Source organism: Myroides albus, assembly GCF_009711045.1.
Lineage (GTDB): Bacteria > Bacteroidota > Bacteroidia > Flavobacteriales > Flavobacteriaceae > Flavobacterium > Flavobacterium album_A.
Genome location: NZ_WMJX01000020.1, coordinates 1 through 20,366, shown reverse-complemented (window position 1 = coordinate 20,366; position 20,366 = coordinate 1). Strand labels below are relative to the sequence as shown.

The window sequence follows — 20,366 nt, the reverse complement described above, 5'->3', positions numbered from 1 at the left end:
ATTACACTTATTCCATTACAACAAAGAAATGTTGTTTACTCCCTTGGCAGCATTACCCGCCCAGGTTCTATGGGTATGATCTCAGCCGTAAGGCACCCCTTTGAGATTTTATGTTGCAAATATAGGCACTCTTCTTTCATTTACAAACCAAAGAAAGACTTTATCCATTCCTTGCGATTTTTACCACCTTGCCACGAACCAGTAAAATGGTGAATTGTAAAGGTATTATCTGTTAAATGACATACACCTGTTTTTGTACATATAGGACTAAAATACGAAGTGGGAAATATAGCTACATTATTTGCTAACCTCTGCATCCTATCCTCTAATACTAAACCTTTTTCCTTAATCTTCTTAGTGACGTGAATTGTATTCGGCGTAGTGTAGTATTTCTTATAAGGGTGGTACTTTCTATAAAAAGTCTTATTACTATAAAAATCTAATAATTCATTTATAATTGGGTGATTTGGAACCGCACCAATAACAGCGGTACTTAAAAGTTTATCCGATTCAAAACCACAAAAAAAGCTAAAGTCTAAAAAAGAATCCAACTCTTGAAGCACTTCAACATCAGTATCAAAATAAACTCCTCCATGCAATTTTAAAGCGTGTAATCGACAAACATCAGATACAAAAGCATATTTCTTCTCAGCATAGGCTTCCTGGACAAATTTTAGCTCAGTTACATCAAAGTTGTCTTCATTCCAAAACATAATCTCGTATTCAGGTAAATACTTGTGAAATGAGTTTAAACACATTTGTACTTTATCAGAATATGGTTTTTTTCCAAACCAACACAGGTGTATTATCTTCGGTATCATCTATTTATTCGCTTAAATATTCTATACCAATAATACTGTTAATCCCCTTTTTGAATGTTAGATAATCATTATCAATTTGCTATTCTATATTATCAAATCATTAAAAAATACGCTTTCGCAAAGCTTTTTTAAGTGAGATTTTTTCCTTTGTTTCCTTTCTCTTTTGCACTATGCGTTTAGGTGTTTTTGTTGCCTTTCTCTCTTTTTGAGTTGCTAATCCTTTACTCAACAAGTCAAAAAGCTTTTGGATAACTATTTCTCTATTCTTAATTTGACTACGTGTAGTATCTGCTTCAATAATCAAGATTCCTTCTTTATTAAATCTATTTTTCAGACGTTCAAAAAGAAGTTCCCTCTCTTCGTTAGTGATACCTTGAGATAACTTTGCATTCCAAAAAAGTACAACTTTTGAAGATACTTTATTTACATGCTGACCTCCAGCACCACCACTTCGAACTGCTTTAAAATCACATTCCTTTTCAATTATTTCTCTTATCATTTTCCAAAATTTTATACCACGAAATATAAGCCATCGTAGCCATTACTGTAAAGATAGCAAATTGAACCGCTAAAATCCCCAGACCTCTATAAGCATAAAGAGGTATAGAAATAAGATCAGCAAAAATCCATAAAGTCCAATTCTCTATCTTCTTTAAAGCCATAAAATACATACCCGTAAAGAACACACCTGAAGTAAAAATATCAATGTAATTCTCTGGTTCAATCTTATTACCAACTAAAGTATAAACAACGTAAATGACAACAAGAGTTACTAAAAAGATAGCTAAACCGATGACTTTCTCCCTTGAATTTGTTCTACTTATCTTTAAAACTTTTTCATTGTTCTCTACCCGTGACCAATTATACCAACCGAATACACTCATAATTGAATAGTATCCATTCAAAATCATATCACCCAAATAACCAGCTACGTATAAAAGATAAACACTAATAACAGTAGCTATTATTCCGGTAGGATAAACTAAAATATTCTCTTTACCCGCATACCATACACTTAATATTCCAAAAAGAAAAACGATGGACTCTAATACAATTTGTAACAATGGAGCATCTTTATACACCCCAAAAAAGAAATCAAACATGAGATCACTTATTATCTATTTACTATAAAAAAACCACATTATAGCTATAATGTGGTTCAAATGTAACTTATATTTTTTTATATTAATTATTTCTACCAGATAGTATATTTAGGATATACCACAATAACAGCATCAGAGAGGCAAATAAAGACAAAGAAGCTGCAACATATTGATCTGCCGCAAACTTATTTTTAACCTGCCAAGTATCGTATAAAATAGCTGCAGATGCTAAGGCAACCATAGCAAAAGAAAACCATAAACCAATACTAAATCCAAACAAGATTCCAGCTACTATAACTCCTAAAGCTAAAAATGATCCAATTGTTATTATTGATCTTAAGATTGAAAAATTCGCATTAGTAGCAAATACTACTCCTGTCAATCCACCAAATAACGCTAAAGTCATTACACCTGCTTGAGAAACAAGCGAAAAGTCTCCTGTTTTACTAACAGCTATTACCATTAGAGGAACAAAAAGAAAAGCTTGTGCCAAAATATACAACGCGTATCCAGCATATTGTTTTGGCTTGCTTGCAGAATTATAAGCTAAGTTTTGAGCGATATAGCTAACTCCCATAAAAGCTCCTAAAATCATTAACCATGCGTACTTAGTATCTACCATAAATGACATCATACCATCTACAACTAAAGGCGTGTTTAATAAAACAGCTTCAAAAATCACAAATAGAAGTACCCCTAAAGCCAAACTTCCATAAGTTCTCTTATAGAATTGTATTCTAACTGCTTCTGACTCTAAAGCAACAGGTGTTGCAAAATCTAAATTATTCTCCATATACCATTTAATATTTTGACGAAAATACAAAAAGATTACAATTTACAATACTACTTTAACTGCTCAATTGCATAAACTAAAGTAAAGCCCGATAAATTAACAGTATAGTAACAAAAATCCTTATTAATACTATCTCCTTTTACACTTGCCTTACCATCGAAAGTTACATGCATATGATCTTTAAAACTAATTCCCTTCGAATCACACATTTTAAACATGGCTTCTTTTGCACACCATATCTTAGTCAAAACATTGATTGGATGTTCACTCTTGCCCACAAAAAGAAGTTCTTCGTCATTACAAAACTTTTCTGCAATGCGAAATATCTTCTCTCTAATTTTTTCAACATCGATACCTACAGAGACATTACCCACAATGATAGTAGCATACTCAAATGAATGCGAGATTGAAATAAATTTCCCATCAATCAAATAAGGTTTTCCATTTCCATCATAAAGCAAATCAAAATCACTGTAGCCAATTCCATTCAAAAGTTGTCTTATAGCTAAAAACCCCTTTTGATGTACTTGCGATTTCATCCCTTGCAAACGCTTTTGAGTTTCTACTCTTAAACGCAAACCAGCCAACAACTCCTCTATTGACTCCTCTACTTTCCAAACATAGGCTTTAACATCAGCTGAATGTTCGATCACTTGAATTAATGGCATTTCAAAAATTTTCTTTAAAAGGCAAAAATACTTAATTTTTATATTACTCAATCACAACGTGAAATACCAAACACAAACATTAGATAAACAAAAAAGAGCGGTACTTAAAGCACCACTCTTTTCTAAAAACTTTATTCTCAAAAGAAATCTTATTTCTGATTTTTAAGTAAATCTCTGATTTCAGCTAACAAATCTTCTTGTGAAGGAGCTTTTGGCTCTTCAACTGCTGGTGCTTCTTCCACCGCTGCTTCTTCTGCTTTTCTCAATTTGTTGATTCCTTTAACCATCAAGAATACACATAAAGCCAATAATGTAAAGTTAATTACCTCAGTAATAAAACTACCATAAGCAAAAACAACATTACCGTCTATTCCTCTCGCTGCTGCTAAAGGAGCTCCATCGGCTGCTTCACCTTTTAGTACTAAATACATATTACTAAAATCAGGTGTACCAATAATCGCAGATACAACAGGCATGATTACATCATTTACAACACTTGTTACAATTTTACCAAATGCTCCCCCAATGATTACCCCAACTGCTAAGTCCATCACGTTCCCTTTTACAGCGAACTCTTTAAACTCTTTTAAAAATCCCATAGTTATTTTCTTTTTACGGTTATTAATAAATTCTTACTTCGCAAAAATATAACATTTTTAGTCTTGAAAAAAAATTCTTTTAACTCTTTGTGCAATATTAGTCAAAATCTCGTACGGTATGGTATTCAAAGCATCTGATATAATTGTAACGGGGAGTTTTTCACCGAAAATCACTACTTCATCACCTTCTTTACATTCGAGATTTGTCACATCTACCATCAACATATCCATACAAATTGCACCAACTATCATTGCTTTCGACCCATTAACTAACACATAACCAACACCATTACCCCAAGATCGACTTATACCATCTGCATAGCCAATTGGAACCGTTGCTATGGTGCGTCTACCATTTGCTCGATACCTTCTTCCATACCCTACACTCTCAGTATCTTCTATATCTTTAACTTGCATAATTCGGGTTTTCAATGTACTGACATTCTGCAATTTACTCATCTCTTGTACATCATTACCTACACCGTACAAACCTATACCCAACCTAACCATATCCATTTGATACTCGGCAAAATTATAAATCCCCGACGTGTTCAAAATATGGCGTATGGGTTCAATCTCTAAAGAAGAACACAAATAATCAGCATTTTCCTTAAAAGTATGAATTTGCTGCAATGTGAATTCTTTATACTCTGGCATATCACTGGAAGATAAATGAGAGAATATTGACTTCACTTCAACGACATTAGTATAACGCAAGATATCTATCAATTCAGCTAACTCAGATTTGACAAAACCGTGGCGATGCATCCCTGTTTCAAGTTTTATGTGAACAGGATACTGATAACAGTTTCGCTCTCTTGCTACTTTCAAAAAAGCATGCAACTCTCGAATAGAATATACCTCAGGCTCCAAATCATAAGCTACCATTGCAGAAAAGGCATTTATCTCAGGATTCATGACAATAATCTTCGTTTTCACCCCAGACTTTCTAAGTTCAATACCTTCATCTGCAAAAGCAACACCTAAGTACTCAACATTTTCATGTGAAAGTAGTTTCGCAATCTCAAAGCTTCCACTTCCATAACCAAAAGCTTTGACCATGACCATGACTTTTGTTCCAGCATTTAGCTTTGAACGATAAAAATTTAAATTGTGACGCAGAGCATTTAGATTAACCTCTAAAACAGTTTCATGTGTTTTAGTTTCCAAAAAGCTTACAATTCTATCAAATCGAAAAGCTCTCGCCCCCTTCACTAAGACAGTTTCTTCTTGAAATTCATCTGTAGAAACCTTTTGCAGAAACTCATCTGTTGTCTCATAAAGATAAGTGTTTGGACAATCCGCCAAATACTTGCTAATCTGTTGTCCAATTCCAAAAACTCGAGTAATATTATTTGTTTGCAACAATTCTATGACAGAGAGATAAACTTCATGTTCATTCTTACCACTAAAAAACACATCTGATAATATCACCGTTTTTTTCTTGTTAATCTTGTGCTTTTCTAAAAAGTCTAAAGCAATAACTAAAGATTGATAATCGGCACTATAGGCATCATCTATTAAAGAGCAATTATGCACACCATTAGTAAGTCGAAGTCTTAGTTCTACAGGATAAAGAAGACCAATCCTCTTTGCTATTAAATCATAATCATACCCTAAGTACAACATAGTAGCGATACAAGTCATGATGTTTTGCACGGAAGTAATATCAGCTAAAGGTACCTCAACGTTGAAAGTAACCTCTTTCTTATATGTAATGGTTAAAGAAGCATTATCCAACGAGCCGTAGATTAACGCGTCTTTATTCCCCAAACTCCAGCCAAAAATCTTATCTTCTCCTACAAACTTCCTAATCAAAGGATCATCTTCACAGATTAAGACCTCCACATCTTTAAAAAGTAGTGCTTTCTCGCGAACTTTATCTTCTAAGCTATCGAAACCATCATTATGCTCGTCTGTGATTGCCGTAAGAATCCCAATCGTCGGCTTGACTATTGGTTCTAAATGAGACATTTCTCCTGAAAGAGAAACACCTACTTCAAAAACACCAAGATTGTGTTTTTCTTCAATTCCAAAAACAGAAAGAGGAACACCTGTCTGTGAGTTATAACTCTTTGGACTTTTAATAATAGAGTAATCTTCACTCAATAAAAAATTGAGCCATTCCTTCACTACAGTCTTCCCTCGACTGCCAGTAATACCAATGACTGGTAAACTAAAATTACTCCTGTGAAAAGAAGCTGCTTTCTGAAAAGCAGCTAACGTATTCTCAACCTTAAAAAAGGTAACATTCTCTCCATATACCTCTGGGACTTCACTTACAATAAAGTAATTCACTCCCATGTCGATAAGCTCTGCTATATAGTCATGCCCATTGTGGTTCTTACCTACAAGTGCAAAAAACAATGTATGTTCATCATTTAATAGAGACCTACTATCAACAGATATATTATTTATTTCTAAGGTATTAGGCGTACTATAGCCTACAACTTCTGCACCAATATATTGGCAGAATTTATCTGTATTAAATATCATCACTATCAAATTGAAAAATAGACAAACAAAGGTAAATGACAATATTTACATAAAAAGCAAAACTCAACAATAAAATTATATTATAAATTGCATTTTATGTATGCCCAACCTGCTTCTTGTTGTTCGATAATATAGACCACTCCAGAAGGAACATAACCAACATTCTCCATGATATCAGCCTTGTCAATCTGACGAGCATTCATCGTGTTCTCACACGCAAAAAATTTAATTCCCTTAAGCATTAATGCCTTAATAGGCTCCTCGATCATAGACTTACTTTTTCTCACCATACCAATGCCAGGTCCATGCACAACTACGTGAATTTCCACATCATCTCCCCAATGTTTTTTTACATTATTAGTATAAGTAACTAAAGCATTTTGTTCGATAATATTATCTGTGTTCAGTTGAAAAACTACTCTGTGTTTAGCATCTTTCATAATACTACATTTTAAAGTTTTTGATATATTGTTTATGTACCTATAAAACTACAAAAACCACAGCTATCGCCCTAATTAAACTTGAAATACTTTTTTTTGAGTATTGTATCTTAGGTTACATTTAAGTTCATTTATATTAAAGACATTTGCTACAATATTAATTTACTTAATCAAAAATTATGGATTTGATACTACAACCATGGCCTTGGTATATTGGAGGAATATTCATCGCGATAACCCTAATACTATTACTTTTAATGGGGAAAACTTTCGGATTCTCATCCAATTTAAGAACAATGTGCTCAATGATGGGAGCAGGAAAAAGTTGTGATTTTTTCTGTTTTAATTGGAAAGCACAAACGTGGAACTTGTTATTTTTAGTGGGTACTATTTTAGGTGGTTTTATTGCGTATCATTTTTTAAGCATAGACACTGCAGCGGTTCCATTAGGTGAAAATACAATAAGCAAACTAAGTGAACTTGGCATTGAAAGTGCTGGAAAATCATATATCCCTACTGAATTATTTGGAACCGAAGCATTTTCATCAGTGAAATCCATTGTACTATTGCTTATCGCAGGTTTCTTTGTAGGGTTTGGTTCGCGCTACGCAGGTGGCTGTACCTCAGGTCATGCTATTAGCGGTTTGAGCAATCTACAGCTTCCATCTTTAATAGCGGTTATTGGATTCTTCATCGGTGGGCTTATTATGGTTCACATCTTATTCCCTTTCATCTTTTAAGCAAGAGCATTCACTCAAAGGGAATACAAAAAAAAACAATCACAAATAGTTATATTAACGATACAAGATGAAAAAATTAGCATATTTATTAGTAGGAATGTTATTCGGAATAGGGATGTTTAAATCAGGAGCAGCATCGTGGTTTAGAATCTATGAAATGTTTCAGTTTGACAGCTTCCACATGTATGGGATTATGGGAACAGCCTTAACTATAGCCGTTATTGCTACTCTGATAATCAAAAAGAAAAATATTAAGGATTTTTCTGGAAATAAAATTGAATTTACACCAAAAGAAAAGAGTATCCCTCGATATCTTATTGGCGGTATTTTCTTCGGTTTAGGATGGGCACTTGGAGGCGCATGTCCTGGTCCAATGTTTGCCTTATTAGGTGCAGGTTTCTATCCAATAGCGATAGCGATAATTGGTGCACTTTTAGGTACGTGGTTCTACGGACTAATTAGAAAATGGCTCCCTCATTAATGTGCTATTTGGATTAAAAACTCCAATACTTTTGTTATATTATCTCAATAAAGTAAATTAGGACTTTTAAACCATTTACCACATTTCTATGGAACATGCAATAAGGAACAAATATCGTCACACTTTCGAGGAAAAACTATTAGATGAAATTATTGAAGTTTCAACAATTAAAGATTTTAAAGAAGGTGAAATACTAATGGAAATTGGAGAATACATCAAAAAAATTCCCTTGTTGTTATCTGGCGCTATCAAGATTATTAGAGAAGATCAGAGAGAGGGAGAAATAGTCTTGTACTTTATTGAAGAAGGTGATACTTGTGCCATGACGCTCACTTGCTGTTTAGGTGAAACTAAAAGTCAAGTCAGATCCATTGCTGAAAGAGATGGAAGTGTTGTCTTAGTCCCTGTTGGCAAAATGGATGAGTGGTTGGTCAAATACAAAAGTTGGAGAAACTTCGTATTAAATAGCTACAACAATAGGATGAATGAAATGCTAACAGCTATCGATAGCTTGGCATTTTTGAACATGGAAGAAAGACTGTGTAATTTACTTAGAAACAAAGCTAAGATATACAATAGTCGCTTTATTAATAATACACATCAAGAATTAGCGGACGAACTTAATACTTCAAGAGTTGTCATCTCAAGAATACTAAAAACACTGGAAAACGAGGGTATCATACAACTTAACAGAAAATATATTGAGCTGCTAAAACCTTAATTACAATATGGAAAATTTAGCATTTATAGGCTATGGTCTTGCATTGTTAATAGGAATATCACTCGGCTTAATTGGAAGTGGAGGATCTATTTTAACTGTGCCTATACTGGTTTACATTATGAAAGTAGAGCCTTTTGTAGCGACAGCTTATTCTCTATTTATTGTGGGCTCTACAGCATTAATCGGAGGAATAAAAAACTACATCGACAAAAAAGTAGATCTTAAAGCTGTTGTTTTATTTGGAATACCTTCTCTTATTGCTGTTTTTATCACCCGCGCTTATTTGCTACCCTTGATTCCCCCATTTATATCAATAGGAGCATGGAATATAGATAAAAACATGGCTCTAATGGTATTATTCGCCTTAGTCATGTTTACTTCTGCTACAAAAATGATTAAGCCTGCAAAGGCCTCAAAAATACAAAACGACAACCCTCGTGTATTTAACCTTGTCATTCAAGGAATATTGATTGGGCTTTTAGCGGGTACCGTTGGAGCAGGTGGAGGATTCTTAATTATACCGGCTTTAGTCTTATTTACCAATATGCCCATGCGAATGGCCGTAGGAACATCTTTGTGTATTGTCGCCATACAGTCCTTAATTGGCTTTTTAGGCGATCTCTCACATACTTTGATTGATTGGACTTTACTACTGACTTTTAGTGGAATATCAATCATTGGAATCTTTATAGGAATCTACCTTACCCGATTCGTTCCTGACAATAATCTGAAAAAAGGTTTTGGCTATTTTGTCTTGACTATGGCAATCTACATACTTATCAAAGAAGTGTTTTTATAGTTTGTAACCTAAGTTACTGTGTTATTAAAAACAACTTCTTACTTTTACTTAACTTAAAAAAATAAACAACGATATGAAAATAGAACAAATTTATACTGGATGTTTAGCTCAAGGAGCTTACTATATAGAAAGCAATGGAGAAGTTGCAATCATTGACCCTTTAAGAGAAGTACAACCGTACTTAGATAGAGCTGCTAAAGACAACGCTAAAATCAAATACATATTTGAAACGCACTTTCACGCAGACTTTGTAAGTGGACATGTCACCTTAGCAGAAAAAACAAATGCACCTATTGTATATGGGCCGAATGCAAACCCTACATATAAAGCACATATAGCTAAAGATGGGGAAGTATTCAAACTTGGGAATATCACTATTACAGCCCTACATACTCCTGGGCATACAATGGAAAGTACAACGTACTTATTAAAAGATGAAAACGGCAAAGATCACGCAATCTTTAGTGGTGATACCCTATTCTTAGGAGATGTTGGTCGACCTGACTTGGCTCAAAAAGCGGCTAACTTAACACAAGAACAATTAGCAGCTACCTTGTACCATAGCTTGCGCACCAAAATTATGCCGCTTGCTGATGACGTAATCGTTTATCCAGCACACGGAGCAGGTTCTGCTTGTGGTAAAAACTTGAGTAAAGAAACTGTAGGAACATTAGGAGATCAAAAACAAACAAATTATGCTTTACGAGCTGATATGACAGAAGCTGAATTTGTTAAAGAAGTAACGGATGGTTTACTACCACCTCCTGCCTATTTCCCGTTGAATGTTAAATTAAACAAAGAAGGGTATGAGAATGTAGAAACTATAGTTACTAACAACAAAGCCCTTAACTCTAAAGAGTTTCAAGCATTAGCTGATGATTCTGGGGCACTTTTATTAGATGTTAGACCAGCAGCCGAATTTGCTTCAGGCCACATCCCTGGTTCTATCTTCATAGGACTTGATGGTCAGTTTGCTCCTTGGGTAGGTGCTTTAATTACAGATATAAAACAACCTATCATGCTTATAACTCCTGAGGGACGTGAAGAAGAGGCGATCATTAGACTGTCACGTGTAGGTTATGACAACACCCTTGGATACTTAAAAGGAGGATTCAAATCTTGGAAAGAAGACGGACATGAATATGACACTGTACAACAAATCACTGCTGAGGAATTTGCTGAGAAGTTAAATACTGATCCAATTAAAGTTGTTGATGTACGCAAGCCAGGAGAGTACAACTCTGCTCACTTAAATTACAGTGACTTAACACATTCTCCATTAGATTACATCAATGAAAACATTGCTGATTTCCCTACGAATGAGAAGTTTTATATTCACTGTGCTGGAGGATACCGCTCTTTGATAGCAGCCTCTATCCTTAAGGCAAGAGGATACCACAATATGATAGATATAATTGGCGGATTTGGAGCAATCAAGAATACCAACTTATCGCTTATTGAAGGCGGAAGCTGTTCTTCAACTTGTTCAACTACAAATAAATAATCAGAATGAATAATTTTCAAGAACTAATCGAACGCGATCAATTAGTTCTTGTTAACTTTTTTGCTACCTGGTGTGGTCCATGCAAAATGTTTGCACCAGTATTAGAAGAAGTTAAAAGAACTTTAGAAGATCAAATTACAATTGTCAAAATAGACGTTGATAAAAACCAGTCGATTGTAGCACAATACAGTACGCAATTTCAACTGAGAGGAGTACCTGCAACGATGCTCTTTAGAAAAGGCAAACTATTGTGGAGACAATCAGGCTATATGGATAAGCAGACCCTGATGGGATATATCAATCAATACCAAGACAATTATTAAATAAAGAAGGAGATTACACAGTGTAATCTCCTTCTTTATTTATTAACAACTAAAGTCATTTCTACCTTGAGAGGCAAGGTATAGGTAATTCTTAGCTCCCTTCGATAAATAGACATCAATAGATTTCTCTTCATAAAAACTTGATGTATCAAATATAAAATCAAGTTTGCCATCTCCATCCATATCTCCTACAAATAAAACTTGTAAAAAAGTTCCATCGAAACTATCTACTTTGAGTATCTCTTGTTTGTCTTTTCCATTGACAGATAAATACAACACATAGTCCGAATAACTTTTATGCATTTGTGGCTCCTCAATGTCATCTGTAGTATATTCATAAAAGTCCGTAAGCTTACCTGTAGATGAAAAGGTAAACGTATTCTACTACATTCTCAGTCCAGAATGGCAAAGCCCCTTTAGGCAAAGAGATCAACTCTCCCTCTTTAATATCGCTATTATCAGGTGAAAAATAAATAAGGGGTTCTTCTTCATCTGGCGAAAAGACTCCCACTTGTAATTCTCCTGTACACTCATTCATCAGGGGATCTGATAGATTATACTCTGCTTTTTGAACGACAAATGCACCATTTACCTCTCTAAACTCCAACCAAGAGTCATTGATAGATTCGTAAACACTCTTTTCTCCCTCCTGATTGTAATACGCAGGAATAATCAAATTGAAATTTACTTTTGATTCTCTAGGTAGAACAGTTTTCTCTATTGTGATAGGTTTCTCCTGTTGAACTTCTTGAACTTCCTTCGATTCTTGATTTTCTACTACCTTAACGACTTCAGCCGCCTTTTGTTCCTTACATCCGTAGAAACCTAATAGTAACAATAAAGCAAACAATACTTTACTTAAAATTATCTTCATATATATTTTAAAAATAAACGCCGCAAATGTAATGCAAAAAAAGAGACAATCACTTAAAAAATGATTGTCTCTTAATATTGTCAAATAGAGTAAGTTACCCTAATTAATCGTTCAATTTTAATACTGCCATAAATGCTTCTTGCGGTATCTCAACGTTACCCACTTGTCGCATGCGTTTCTTACCCGCTTTTTGCTTTTCAAGTAATTTACGTTTACGAGAAATATCCCCACCATAACATTTAGCTGTAACGTCTTTACGTAAAGCTTTTACTGTTTCACGAGCAATAACTTTCACACCAATAGCTGCCTGAATAGGAATATCAAATTGTTGACGTGGAATAAGCTCTTTTAACTTCTCACACATTTTCTTTCCAATTGAATAAGCATTATCTGCGTGCATTAAAGCAGACAGCGCATCTACTACATTCGCATTAAGCATCACGTCGACTTTAACTAAATTTGACGTACGCATACCTATAGGCGAATAGTCAAAAGAAGCATACCCTTTAGATACCGTTTTTAATCTGTCGTAGAAGTCAAATACAATCTCTGCTAACGGCATATCAAACATTAACTCTACACGATCTTCAGTTAAGTAAGTTTGATTAGTAATAATACCACGTTTATCAATACACAAACTCATTACTTGACCAACAAAGTCTGCTTTAGTAATAATAGTTGCTTTAATATATGGTTCTTCAACTCTCTCTAACTTAGAAGGTTCAGGTAGGTCTGACGGGTTATTTACAATAATAGCCGTATCTGGCTCTTTCTTCGTATAGGCTAAATAAGACACGTTAGGTACAGTTGTAATAACCGTCATGTTAAACTCGCGCTCTAAACGCTCCTGAATAATCTCCATGTGCAACATTCCCAAGAATCCACATCGGAAACCAAATCCTAAAGCTGCTGAACTCTCTGCAGCGAATACTAAAGAAGCATCATTCAATTGGAGTTTCTCCATAGAGTTACGCAATTCTTCATAATCCTCCGTATCAACAGGGTAAATACCAGCAAATACCATTGGTTTCACGTTCTCAAACCCTTCAATCATATTCTGTGTAGGTACTTTTGCATCAGTAATCGTATCCCCTACTTTTACTTCTCTTGCTTCCTTAATACCAGAGATCAGATATCCAACATCACCACTTGAAATTTCTTGTTTAGGCGCTTGAGTCAATTTTAATGTCCCAATTTCGTCTGCAAAATATTCCTTCCCAGTAGCCATAAATTTAATTCTTTGCCCTTTCGTAATTTTACCGTTTATCACACGGAAAATAACCTCAATACCTCTAAAGGGATTGTAGACAGAATCAAAAATTAACGCTTGTAGTGGTTCCTCTGGGTTCCCCTTAGGAGAAGGTACTCTATTAATAATTGCCTCTAAGATCTTATCAACTCCAAGTCCTGTCTTACCAGATGCAGGGATAATATCTTCATAGTCACAACCTAATAAATCAACGATATCGTCGCTTACTTCTTCAGGATTGGCACTTGGCAAATCAATTTTATTTAAAACAGGAATGATTGTCAAATCATTTTCTAACGCTAAATAAAGGTTAGAGATAGTCTGTGCTTGAATACTTTGCGCAGCATCAACAATCAAAAGCGCTCCTTCACACGCTGCAATAGACCTAGAAACTTCATAAGAAAAGTCTACGTGCCCTGGAGTATCAATTAGATTTAAAATATATTTCTCTCCATTGTGCATATATTCCATTTGGATAGCATGAGACTTGATAGTAATACCTCTCTCGCGTTCCAAATCCATATTATCCAACAACTGATTCTGTTGCTCTCTAGCTGTTACCGTTTGTGTAGCATCTAATAATCTATCCGCTAACGTACTCTTACCATGGTCAATATGAGCAATGATACAAAAGTTTCTAATGTTCTTCATTCTTCGTAATATCAAAGTTTAATTAGTGATTACATGCCCATTAGAAGTATTGAAACCACTTTCAATAATCATATAATCATTGTTTTAAGGCGTTTATACTCTTTCTATTACAGTACAATAACCCTATATTTTGCAAATATACTTTAAAGTTTGAATTATATATGCTTTTTTTCGTCGACTATCAAATTATTATAAACTATTTCCTTCAAAAAATCACAATATTTTTCAAAACACAGCTTCATTTATCTTTAACTCTTTAGTAACTTTATAGTTTAAAAATAATTATTGCTATGAGAGTATATTCTACCCTGATTTTATTTAGTCTGTTTGCACTGACAAGCTGCGGACAAAAAAAGGATATCACACAAGATTATATCACGCTTCCAAATCAACTGAAAGAAGTTTCTGGTATACACTATGATGCGGAATCAAAGACTTTCTGGACCCTACAAGATAGCGGAAATAAAAGTGAGCTATATCAAATTGACTCATTGGGAAATATCATTAATACGTTAGAAGTTGCCCAAACGAAGAATATTGATTGGGAAGAATTAACTGCTGATAGAGAAGGAAATCTGTACATTGGCGATTTTGGAAATAACAAAAACCAACGAAAAGATTTGAGAATTATCAAAATCAACAAAGAGGATCTAAGTAAAAAGTCAGCAACACCAGCTGCTATTATCTCATTTGAATACCCAGAACAAACGGCATTCCCCCCTGTTGATACAGAACTATTTTACGATGCAGAGGCTTTCTTTTTTTACAATGATAATTTCTACATTTTTACAAAGAATAGAAGCAAAGCATTTGATGGCACTTCTTTAGTCTATAAAGTACCAAACGTAGCTGGACATCACAAAGCACAATACGTTCAGAAATTTAAAGGCTGTAATATATACAAACAATGTGCTATTACTGGTGCTGCCATTAGCCCAGATGAGAACTCCTTTGTATTATTATCACATTCAAAAGTGTGGATCGTAGATAGCTTTAACCCAAATGCAATTATGGATGGTAAAATTACCACACATAAGCTACACCACGTTTCTCAAAAAGAGGCAATCACATTCAAAGACAACAATACGCTATATCTTGCTGACGAAGTCAAAGATAAAAAAGGCGGTAAAATTTACAAGGTAGATTTGGGTACATTAAAACCCAAACCCTAAACCAAATACAAAGCGACCTCCATCAACACTTCCAAAATAAGAACAGTGGATGGTCGCTTGTTCTACTGCTGTAAACCAAATTCCACCACCATAGGCATTATGCCATTTGTCTGAATTTTCATTTGGTGTCCAAACTCTACCGTAATCAAACCCTCCATATAGGCCAAAAGTCAATGGTAAAAACCCAGCAGTAAATTGAGCAACATTATATCTTAAATCTGTTGTTTGTACAAAAGAAGTCTTTCCTGTAAATCGCTCAGGTCTAAAACCACGCAAGTTTGCATTTCCTCCTATAGTTGATGCATGATAGAAGTCGTAATTATCATTAAATCTCGTTTGATAATTAAAATTTGTAGCGAGTACTAATCGCTCACTCCTATCGATAAAATGTACAAAGTTCATTTGTAAATCCAAATAAGTAAAGTTTTGATCAGTATCTCTTAAGTTCAACTTCCAACCCACCTTTGCATTAAAACCAAAACCAACTGTTGGATTTGCTTTGTAATTATACTGTTCATAGTTAAACTCTCCTTTTACAGTTGCATATTGCTGAAAATCAAACACCTTTTGATTTACAACTTCAGGTGTACTCGTAACAAATCGATTCGCTTTATCCTGCACTTTCAAAGCTTCGTATTCTATATTTGTCTCAAAGCTCCCTCCTTGTTTTCCTTCATATCTATATCCAGGGGATATAGAATAACTTTCGATTCTAACGCGTTTATAGTCCTTTCCAAGTTCATTATCAAAGTAATAAGTCTCGTTGCCTATGCCGTAATAATTAATAGCAAAGTTTGGACTTGTCGCTCTTCCTCCTATTGTAAACATCCAATTGTTCGTTGCATTAGGAAAATAACCTTTATACTCCGCTTCTAATCCCTTTGTATTGAAAGAATAGAAACCCTTCAAAGTATGTTTTGCACTATACGGATCTTGAACAAATTTAGAACGTGTCGAACTATATAAGAATCCCAATTTTACACCATCTTCAGGATTATATCCAATATTAGGCAACAGCATATTGACATTTAAAGGCAAACGCTCATAATTAAAATTATTTAAGTCATAAGAATTACTGATGTATTTGCGGACAGAGCCATTTGGTGAAATGATTTCATTTGTTTTATCTCTATAATCGTAAACGATTACTTTCGATGGATTTGCAACATCAAATTTATCTTGATTCTTGCCTCCGATTAATCTCAAGCGAATAGTCGATTTACTTTCTCCTCTTACATTAAAAACATCCTCATCATTAAGTCCGTACAACCAAATCTCACTTGTTTGAGCAGAAGAATACACATGTTCAAAAACTAACTCATCACTATTCTTTTTAAGGCGATATTGTTTAACGCTGACATCTCCATTTTCTAAACGCTCAATATCGAATCTATCTTTCTTATCTGTACCTGCCAAAACCACATATTGACGCAACTTATCAAAATACTTAGGTAAGTACCCTTTGATGTGATCTCTCCTCCACTTCAAAACAGCAATAATATCCTCAACTTCTTTACCTTGAACTTCTTTAGGCAATGCTGCAAATGCCGTCTCAATAGATTCATCATCTAACTTGCTGACAATATCCTCTGCTTGAGTTAACCAATCATCTAACTCTGTTGACTTTAATAAATATTGATCTAATGGAAATGCAGTTTTATTTAGCCATCTTGGGTTTGCAAAGCTCTTTTGATAATTCTGCATATGTCTTAAAGGAGGTAATTTCTTAATTAACCTCAATAATGCACCATCAATTTTGGCAAAAGCTTGATCCCTATCTCGTGGTATTGGTTTGTATATAACTTTGTCCTCCTCTTTAAACTCTGACCATCTCCATTGATCCCCATGTCTATCCCAATCCCCTATGAGCATATCAAAAATGCGCGCGCGCAGAAAAGCTGTTTGATCTATTTCGTACTTCTCATCTTTGCGCAATTTTGCAATCACATCCGAAGTACTAATAATATTTGCAGCATTCCCAAAACTATCTTCTTCCTCAAAGCCATCTGTAGGCCTTTCTTCAATCATATACAACTCATCCCCATAGTTTGCATTAAACCTTCCCAAGGCAGTTTGTTTAGGGATATAATACAGCTTAGGGTTTGTGTGAAACAATCCTATTTTATCTGACAAATCTCCCAACACAAAAGCAGTATAGGGATGTGATGTCGTGTAAAAGTCATAAATAAAGCGCTCAGCCCAAGTATTGTCAAAAGAGTTCATAACATATTGATCCTTAAAGACAGCTGTTTGCACAAATCTGGCCACACTCTTCTTAATTCCACGCATGACATATTCTTTTCCGTCCTTATCGACCAAACGCAATGACATAGATTGATTACCACCTCCAGAAATAGTAGGTGTTAATCCGCCGTTTATCTTCGTTATATCTGCGATTGGTACTTCTATAGGTGTTCCATAAGTATCCCTATAATGTTCGCCCCATAAAAACTTGTACCAACTTGTTTTCTTTACCCATTCTTGTGGGTAAACACTTGCGAATGTAACTCCTTCCTCTATTTCATTAATAGGGTCAAAGGAAGGATTTTCTATCTCAAGTATTTTCTGACGGTGGATGAGCTCTTCTTTATCTTGGTTTAAAGCCCAAAAAGAGAGCCAAGTAGTTCTATCCTTTAATACTTCTATTTTGGCGTACCCCTTCTTAGTAGATGTGAAGTCATTTACATCAATTGCTCGAGCAGCAGTATTACTATTCGTCATAGCACCACTAATTACTTGCTTTACACCACTACTCTCTATATACTGTAGATTCTTTTCATGACCTGACACAAGGATAACATTCTCATACATCTGTGTCATTGTACGAAGATGCTTACTGAACTCATTGTATTTTTTACTTTGCAAATCCTGCGCATACACTCCAGACATAGCACGAGTATAGTTAAATAGAGAGCCTATGAGAGGCATAGGAATCTTAGACTCAAAGGGAAACAAATGATCGTTAAAAGAGAATTTGCCTCCGTGATTTCCATTGCTCACTACCGGATGGTGCATAGCTAAGAGCACTACCTTGTTCTGATTCTTATTAATCTCCCCTCTTAATTCTTCGAAGAAATCCTCTCTTGTCTTTATATCACAATCTTCATTGATATTCGGTTGCTTGTTCCAATCCTCAAGATACCATTGACTATCTACAACAATTAATACAGTCTCATCATTGTTCTTTAATCGCTCAAAACCACATACCTTTCGCGGTAAGAGTGCTTTCTTATTTGCCAATTCACTTTCTAAGTAATCACTTATGCGCTTGATACCCTCATATCCAGCCGACCATTCCTTATTTCCATTAATAAACACAGTATTGCCTCCAAATGATTTAGCTAATTGTACCTCATTCTCAAGTTGTTTGAGACTCTTTTGATATTGTTCTTGATGCTTCTTTGACAAGCCGCCACTAACATTATCTCCCAAGAATACAATTGTCTGATTCGCTTTATCCCCTCCACTTAAAAAATAGGGATTGACCTTTTCATTCTCCAAGTAGCCCATATTTCCCAACAGGTAATACGTATGAGATACCTCAACCTGTTCATAAGAGGGAGATATACTCATTCCCTGCATATTGTTTGCACGATCTTTGTAAGAAGCACAACCATAGGACAGCAGAATAATACTAAATATAGATACTAAAGGACTTTTAACAGCGTTTAGTCCTATGTGAGGAATTAATTTCATAATTTAGAGTCAATAAAGTTTTTGAAAAAATGACAATTCTACAAAAGGTTGAAGAACATATCTTTCAGATACACAAAGATACATTATCACATCAATATACGTATCATAATTTTAATCATACTCTACGTGTAGTGAATGGATTAGAAGAAATACTCATCCATCAACCAATGAGTGAAAAAGACACTGAAATTTTGAGATATGCTGCATGGTTTCACGATGTTGGATACATTAATTCACTGGAAGAACACGAAGAACGCGGTGCTCAAATGGCACAGACCTTTTTGTTAGAAAATGGCGTTGATGTCGATGTTGTTTTACAAGTAATGCAATTAATCAGAGCAACAAAACTCGATTATATCCCCGATAATGACCTTGAGTGCATAATAAAAGATGCAGATTTTGCCCACTTCTCAGATGACAACTATGTAGAGGTAAGCAACCTTTTGCGCAAAGAGTTACAGTCTCTTAATCACAAGACGTACACTGATTTAGAATGGCACGAACAAAATAGAGATGTCATGCTGTATAGACATCGATACTATACTGCCTATGCACAACAAAATTGGCAACCCAAAAAGCAAGAAAATTTACTGGCAATTTTAAAGGAGATAGAAAAAATTAAAGAGAAGAAAAAGAAAAAAGAAAAGGTCGAAACCAATAGGACGATTGATACGCTATTTAGAACAACATTGAGAAATCACACTCAGCTAAGTGCCATAGCAGATCGCAAAGCTAATATCCTGCTATCAGTTAACGCCATTATCATTTCGATTTGCCTCTCTACTTTAATACCTAAATTAGATAGTCCAAGTAATGCCCATTTGATATATCCCACGTTTATTTTGATGATATTCAGTGTAGCCACAATCATATTTGCAATCTTATCGACAAGACCAAAAGTAACATCGGGAAAATTTACAAGAGAACAAGTCGAAAATAGAGAGGTCAATCTATTATTCTTTGGTACATTCCACCAGATGCCCTACCAGGAGTACGAAGATACACTAATGAATATCATGAAGGACAAAGGCTACCTTCACCATGCTTTGACAAAAGACCTCTACAGTTTAGGAGCCGTATTAAATAGAAAATATCGCTTTCTAAACATAACATATACGGTTTTCACAGTAGGTATATTAGTCTCTGTAATCTCCTTTGTATATGCCTTTAGAGCAATATAATTCAGATAATAAAAAGCAAAGAGGGTGTCCCAAAAGGTCACCCTCTTTTGTATTA

The 20,366-nt window shown here is 34.8% G+C and carries 20 protein-coding genes; 8 read left to right on the top strand and 12 right to left on the bottom strand.

What is annotated here, in order from left to right:
• Positions 1 to 140: 140 nt before the first annotated feature.
• The 8 genes from GJV76_RS10060 to GJV76_RS10025 all read right to left on the bottom strand — a co-directional run bounded on the left by GJV76_RS10060 (position 141) and on the right by GJV76_RS10025 (position 6,920).
• A complete protein-coding gene (locus GJV76_RS10060; protein ID WP_155092488.1) occupies positions 141 to 821 on the bottom strand; it encodes a glycosyltransferase family 32 protein in 681 nt (226 codons plus the stop codon).
• A gap of 100 nt (positions 822 to 921) precedes the next feature.
• Positions 922 to 1,320: an alternative ribosome rescue aminoacyl-tRNA hydrolase ArfB gene (gene arfB / locus GJV76_RS10055; RefSeq protein ID WP_155092487.1), complete on the bottom strand. Its 399-nt coding sequence runs from the start codon at positions 1,318 to 1,320 to the stop codon at positions 922 to 924.
• On the bottom strand, positions 1,301 to 1,924 hold the full coding sequence (gene pnuC / locus GJV76_RS10050; protein ID WP_155092486.1) for a nicotinamide riboside transporter PnuC: 624 nt from the start codon (positions 1,922 to 1,924) through the stop codon (positions 1,301 to 1,303). The genes arfB and pnuC overlap by 20 nt, the downstream gene beginning before the upstream one ends.
• A gap of 82 nt (positions 1,925 to 2,006) precedes the next feature.
• Entirely contained in the window at positions 2,007 to 2,717 is a 711-nt protein-coding gene (locus tag GJV76_RS10045; protein WP_155092485.1) for a Bax inhibitor-1/YccA family protein, read from the bottom strand.
• A gap of 50 nt (positions 2,718 to 2,767) precedes the next feature.
• Positions 2,768 to 3,385, bottom strand: coding sequence for a 4'-phosphopantetheinyl transferase family protein (locus GJV76_RS10040; RefSeq protein WP_155092484.1), 618 nt, complete (start codon positions 3,383 to 3,385; stop codon positions 2,768 to 2,770).
• Positions 3,386 to 3,534: 149 nt separating this feature from the next.
• Complete coding sequence (gene mscL, locus GJV76_RS10035; protein WP_155092483.1) at positions 3,535 to 3,984, bottom strand: large conductance mechanosensitive channel protein MscL; 450 nt, start codon at positions 3,982 to 3,984, stop codon at positions 3,535 to 3,537.
• 57 nt (positions 3,985 to 4,041) lie between these two features.
• Positions 4,042 to 6,480: a bifunctional UDP-N-acetylmuramoyl-tripeptide:D-alanyl-D-alanine ligase/alanine racemase gene (locus GJV76_RS10030; RefSeq protein ID WP_155092482.1), complete on the bottom strand. Its 2,439-nt coding sequence runs from the start codon at positions 6,478 to 6,480 to the stop codon at positions 4,042 to 4,044.
• An 80-nt stretch (positions 6,481 to 6,560) separates the two neighbouring features.
• Positions 6,561 to 6,920, bottom strand: coding sequence for a DsrE family protein (locus GJV76_RS10025; RefSeq protein WP_155092481.1), 360 nt, complete (start codon positions 6,918 to 6,920; stop codon positions 6,561 to 6,563).
• Positions 6,921 to 7,099: 179 nt separating this feature from the next.
• Between GJV76_RS10025 and GJV76_RS10020 the strand changes: the two genes are divergently transcribed.
• From GJV76_RS10020 to trxA, 6 genes are all read left to right on the top strand, one after another.
• On the top strand, positions 7,100 to 7,660 hold the full coding sequence (locus GJV76_RS10020; RefSeq protein WP_155092480.1) for a YeeE/YedE family protein: 561 nt from the start codon (positions 7,100 to 7,102) through the stop codon (positions 7,658 to 7,660).
• Between the two features lie 67 nt (positions 7,661 to 7,727).
• The gene (locus GJV76_RS10015) at positions 7,728 to 8,141 is read left to right on the top strand and encodes a DUF6691 family protein (protein ID WP_155092479.1); all 414 of its coding nucleotides are present in this window, start codon (positions 7,728 to 7,730) and stop codon (positions 8,139 to 8,141) included.
• Between the two features lie 88 nt (positions 8,142 to 8,229).
• Positions 8,230 to 8,862, top strand: a complete 633-nt coding sequence (locus tag GJV76_RS10010) for a Crp/Fnr family transcriptional regulator (RefSeq protein WP_155092478.1) — start codon at positions 8,230 to 8,232, stop codon at positions 8,860 to 8,862.
• 7 nt (positions 8,863 to 8,869) lie between these two features.
• Entirely contained in the window at positions 8,870 to 9,661 is a 792-nt protein-coding gene (locus tag GJV76_RS10005) for a sulfite exporter TauE/SafE family protein (RefSeq protein ID WP_155092477.1), read from the top strand.
• 73 nt (positions 9,662 to 9,734) lie between these two features.
• Complete coding sequence (locus GJV76_RS10000; protein ID WP_155092476.1) at positions 9,735 to 11,165, top strand: MBL fold metallo-hydrolase; 1,431 nt, start codon at positions 9,735 to 9,737, stop codon at positions 11,163 to 11,165.
• A gap of 5 nt (positions 11,166 to 11,170) precedes the next feature.
• A complete protein-coding gene (gene trxA, locus GJV76_RS09995) occupies positions 11,171 to 11,488 on the top strand; it encodes a thioredoxin (RefSeq protein ID WP_155092475.1) in 318 nt (105 codons plus the stop codon).
• A 42-nt stretch (positions 11,489 to 11,530) separates the two neighbouring features.
• On the opposite strand, the gene GJV76_RS09990 is transcribed toward trxA, so the two are convergent.
• The 3 genes from GJV76_RS09990 to lepA all read right to left on the bottom strand — a co-directional run bounded on the left by GJV76_RS09990 (position 11,531) and on the right by lepA (position 14,262).
• Positions 11,531 to 11,791 (bottom strand): hypothetical protein, encoded by a 261-nt coding sequence (locus GJV76_RS09990; protein WP_155092474.1) that lies wholly within the window; start codon positions 11,789 to 11,791, stop codon positions 11,531 to 11,533.
• Between the two features lie 49 nt (positions 11,792 to 11,840).
• A complete protein-coding gene (locus GJV76_RS09985; protein WP_155092473.1) occupies positions 11,841 to 12,362 on the bottom strand; it encodes a hypothetical protein in 522 nt (173 codons plus the stop codon).
• Between the two features lie 103 nt (positions 12,363 to 12,465).
• Positions 12,466 to 14,262 (bottom strand): translation elongation factor 4, encoded by a 1,797-nt coding sequence (gene lepA, locus GJV76_RS09980; RefSeq protein ID WP_155092472.1) that lies wholly within the window; start codon positions 14,260 to 14,262, stop codon positions 12,466 to 12,468.
• A gap of 290 nt (positions 14,263 to 14,552) precedes the next feature.
• Here lepA and GJV76_RS09975 point away from each other — a divergent pair, with 290 nt between their 5' ends.
• Positions 14,553 to 15,434 (top strand): esterase-like activity of phytase family protein, encoded by an 882-nt coding sequence (locus GJV76_RS09975; protein ID WP_155092471.1) that lies wholly within the window; start codon positions 14,553 to 14,555, stop codon positions 15,432 to 15,434.
• Here the strand turns inward: GJV76_RS09975 and GJV76_RS09970 are convergent.
• Positions 15,417 to 19,130: a BamA/TamA family outer membrane protein gene (locus GJV76_RS09970; RefSeq protein WP_155092470.1), complete on the bottom strand. Its 3,714-nt coding sequence runs from the start codon at positions 19,128 to 19,130 to the stop codon at positions 15,417 to 15,419. The two genes, GJV76_RS09975 and GJV76_RS09970, sit on opposite strands and share 18 nt — an antisense overlap.
• 29 nt (positions 19,131 to 19,159) lie before the next feature.
• Between GJV76_RS09970 and GJV76_RS09965 the strand changes: the two genes are divergently transcribed.
• Positions 19,160 to 20,311: a Pycsar system effector family protein gene (locus GJV76_RS09965; protein ID WP_155092469.1), complete on the top strand. Its 1,152-nt coding sequence runs from the start codon at positions 19,160 to 19,162 to the stop codon at positions 20,309 to 20,311.
• Positions 20,312 to 20,366 lie beyond the last annotated feature (55 nt).

What these genes read in the sequence shown, in the direction of transcription:
- pnuC (WP_155092486.1), bottom strand. Translation starts at nt 1,924, where the DNA reads ATGTTTGATTTCTTTTTTGGGGTGTATAAAGATGCTCCATTGTTACAA.
- GJV76_RS09985 (WP_155092473.1), bottom strand. Translation starts at nt 12,362, where the DNA reads ATGAAGATAATTTTAAGTAAAGTATTGTTTGCTTTATTGTTACTATTA.
- GJV76_RS10040 (WP_155092484.1), bottom strand. Translation starts at nt 3,385, where the DNA reads ATGCCATTAATTCAAGTGATCGAACATTCAGCTGATGTTAAAGCCTAT.
- GJV76_RS09975 (WP_155092471.1), top strand. Translation starts at nt 14,553, where the DNA reads ATGAGAGTATATTCTACCCTGATTTTATTTAGTCTGTTTGCACTGACA.
- arfB (WP_155092487.1), bottom strand. Translation starts at nt 1,320, where the DNA reads ATGATAAGAGAAATAATTGAAAAGGAATGTGATTTTAAAGCAGTTCGA.
- lepA (WP_155092472.1), bottom strand. Translation starts at nt 14,262, where the DNA reads ATGAAGAACATTAGAAACTTTTGTATCATTGCTCATATTGACCATGGT.
- GJV76_RS10060 (WP_155092488.1), bottom strand. Translation starts at nt 821, where the DNA reads ATGATACCGAAGATAATACACCTGTGTTGGTTTGGAAAAAAACCATAT.
- mscL (WP_155092483.1), bottom strand. Translation starts at nt 3,984, where the DNA reads ATGGGATTTTTAAAAGAGTTTAAAGAGTTCGCTGTAAAAGGGAACGTG.
- GJV76_RS10025 (WP_155092481.1), bottom strand. Translation starts at nt 6,920, where the DNA reads ATGAAAGATGCTAAACACAGAGTAGTTTTTCAACTGAACACAGATAAT.
- GJV76_RS09970 (WP_155092470.1), bottom strand. Translation starts at nt 19,130, where the DNA reads ATGAAATTAATTCCTCACATAGGACTAAACGCTGTTAAAAGTCCTTTA.
- GJV76_RS10010 (WP_155092478.1), top strand. Translation starts at nt 8,230, where the DNA reads ATGGAACATGCAATAAGGAACAAATATCGTCACACTTTCGAGGAAAAA.
- GJV76_RS10000 (WP_155092476.1), top strand. Translation starts at nt 9,735, where the DNA reads ATGAAAATAGAACAAATTTATACTGGATGTTTAGCTCAAGGAGCTTAC.
- trxA (WP_155092475.1), top strand. Translation starts at nt 11,171, where the DNA reads ATGAATAATTTTCAAGAACTAATCGAACGCGATCAATTAGTTCTTGTT.
- GJV76_RS10020 (WP_155092480.1), top strand. Translation starts at nt 7,100, where the DNA reads ATGGATTTGATACTACAACCATGGCCTTGGTATATTGGAGGAATATTC.
- GJV76_RS10030 (WP_155092482.1), bottom strand. Translation starts at nt 6,480, where the DNA reads ATGATATTTAATACAGATAAATTCTGCCAATATATTGGTGCAGAAGTT.
- GJV76_RS10045 (WP_155092485.1), bottom strand. Translation starts at nt 2,717, where the DNA reads ATGGAGAATAATTTAGATTTTGCAACACCTGTTGCTTTAGAGTCAGAA.
- GJV76_RS09990 (WP_155092474.1), bottom strand. Translation starts at nt 11,791, where the DNA reads ATGCATAAAAGTTATTCGGACTATGTGTTGTATTTATCTGTCAATGGA.
- GJV76_RS09965 (WP_155092469.1), top strand. Translation starts at nt 19,160, where the DNA reads ATGACAATTCTACAAAAGGTTGAAGAACATATCTTTCAGATACACAAA.
- GJV76_RS10015 (WP_155092479.1), top strand. Translation starts at nt 7,728, where the DNA reads ATGAAAAAATTAGCATATTTATTAGTAGGAATGTTATTCGGAATAGGG.
- GJV76_RS10005 (WP_155092477.1), top strand. Translation starts at nt 8,870, where the DNA reads ATGGAAAATTTAGCATTTATAGGCTATGGTCTTGCATTGTTAATAGGA.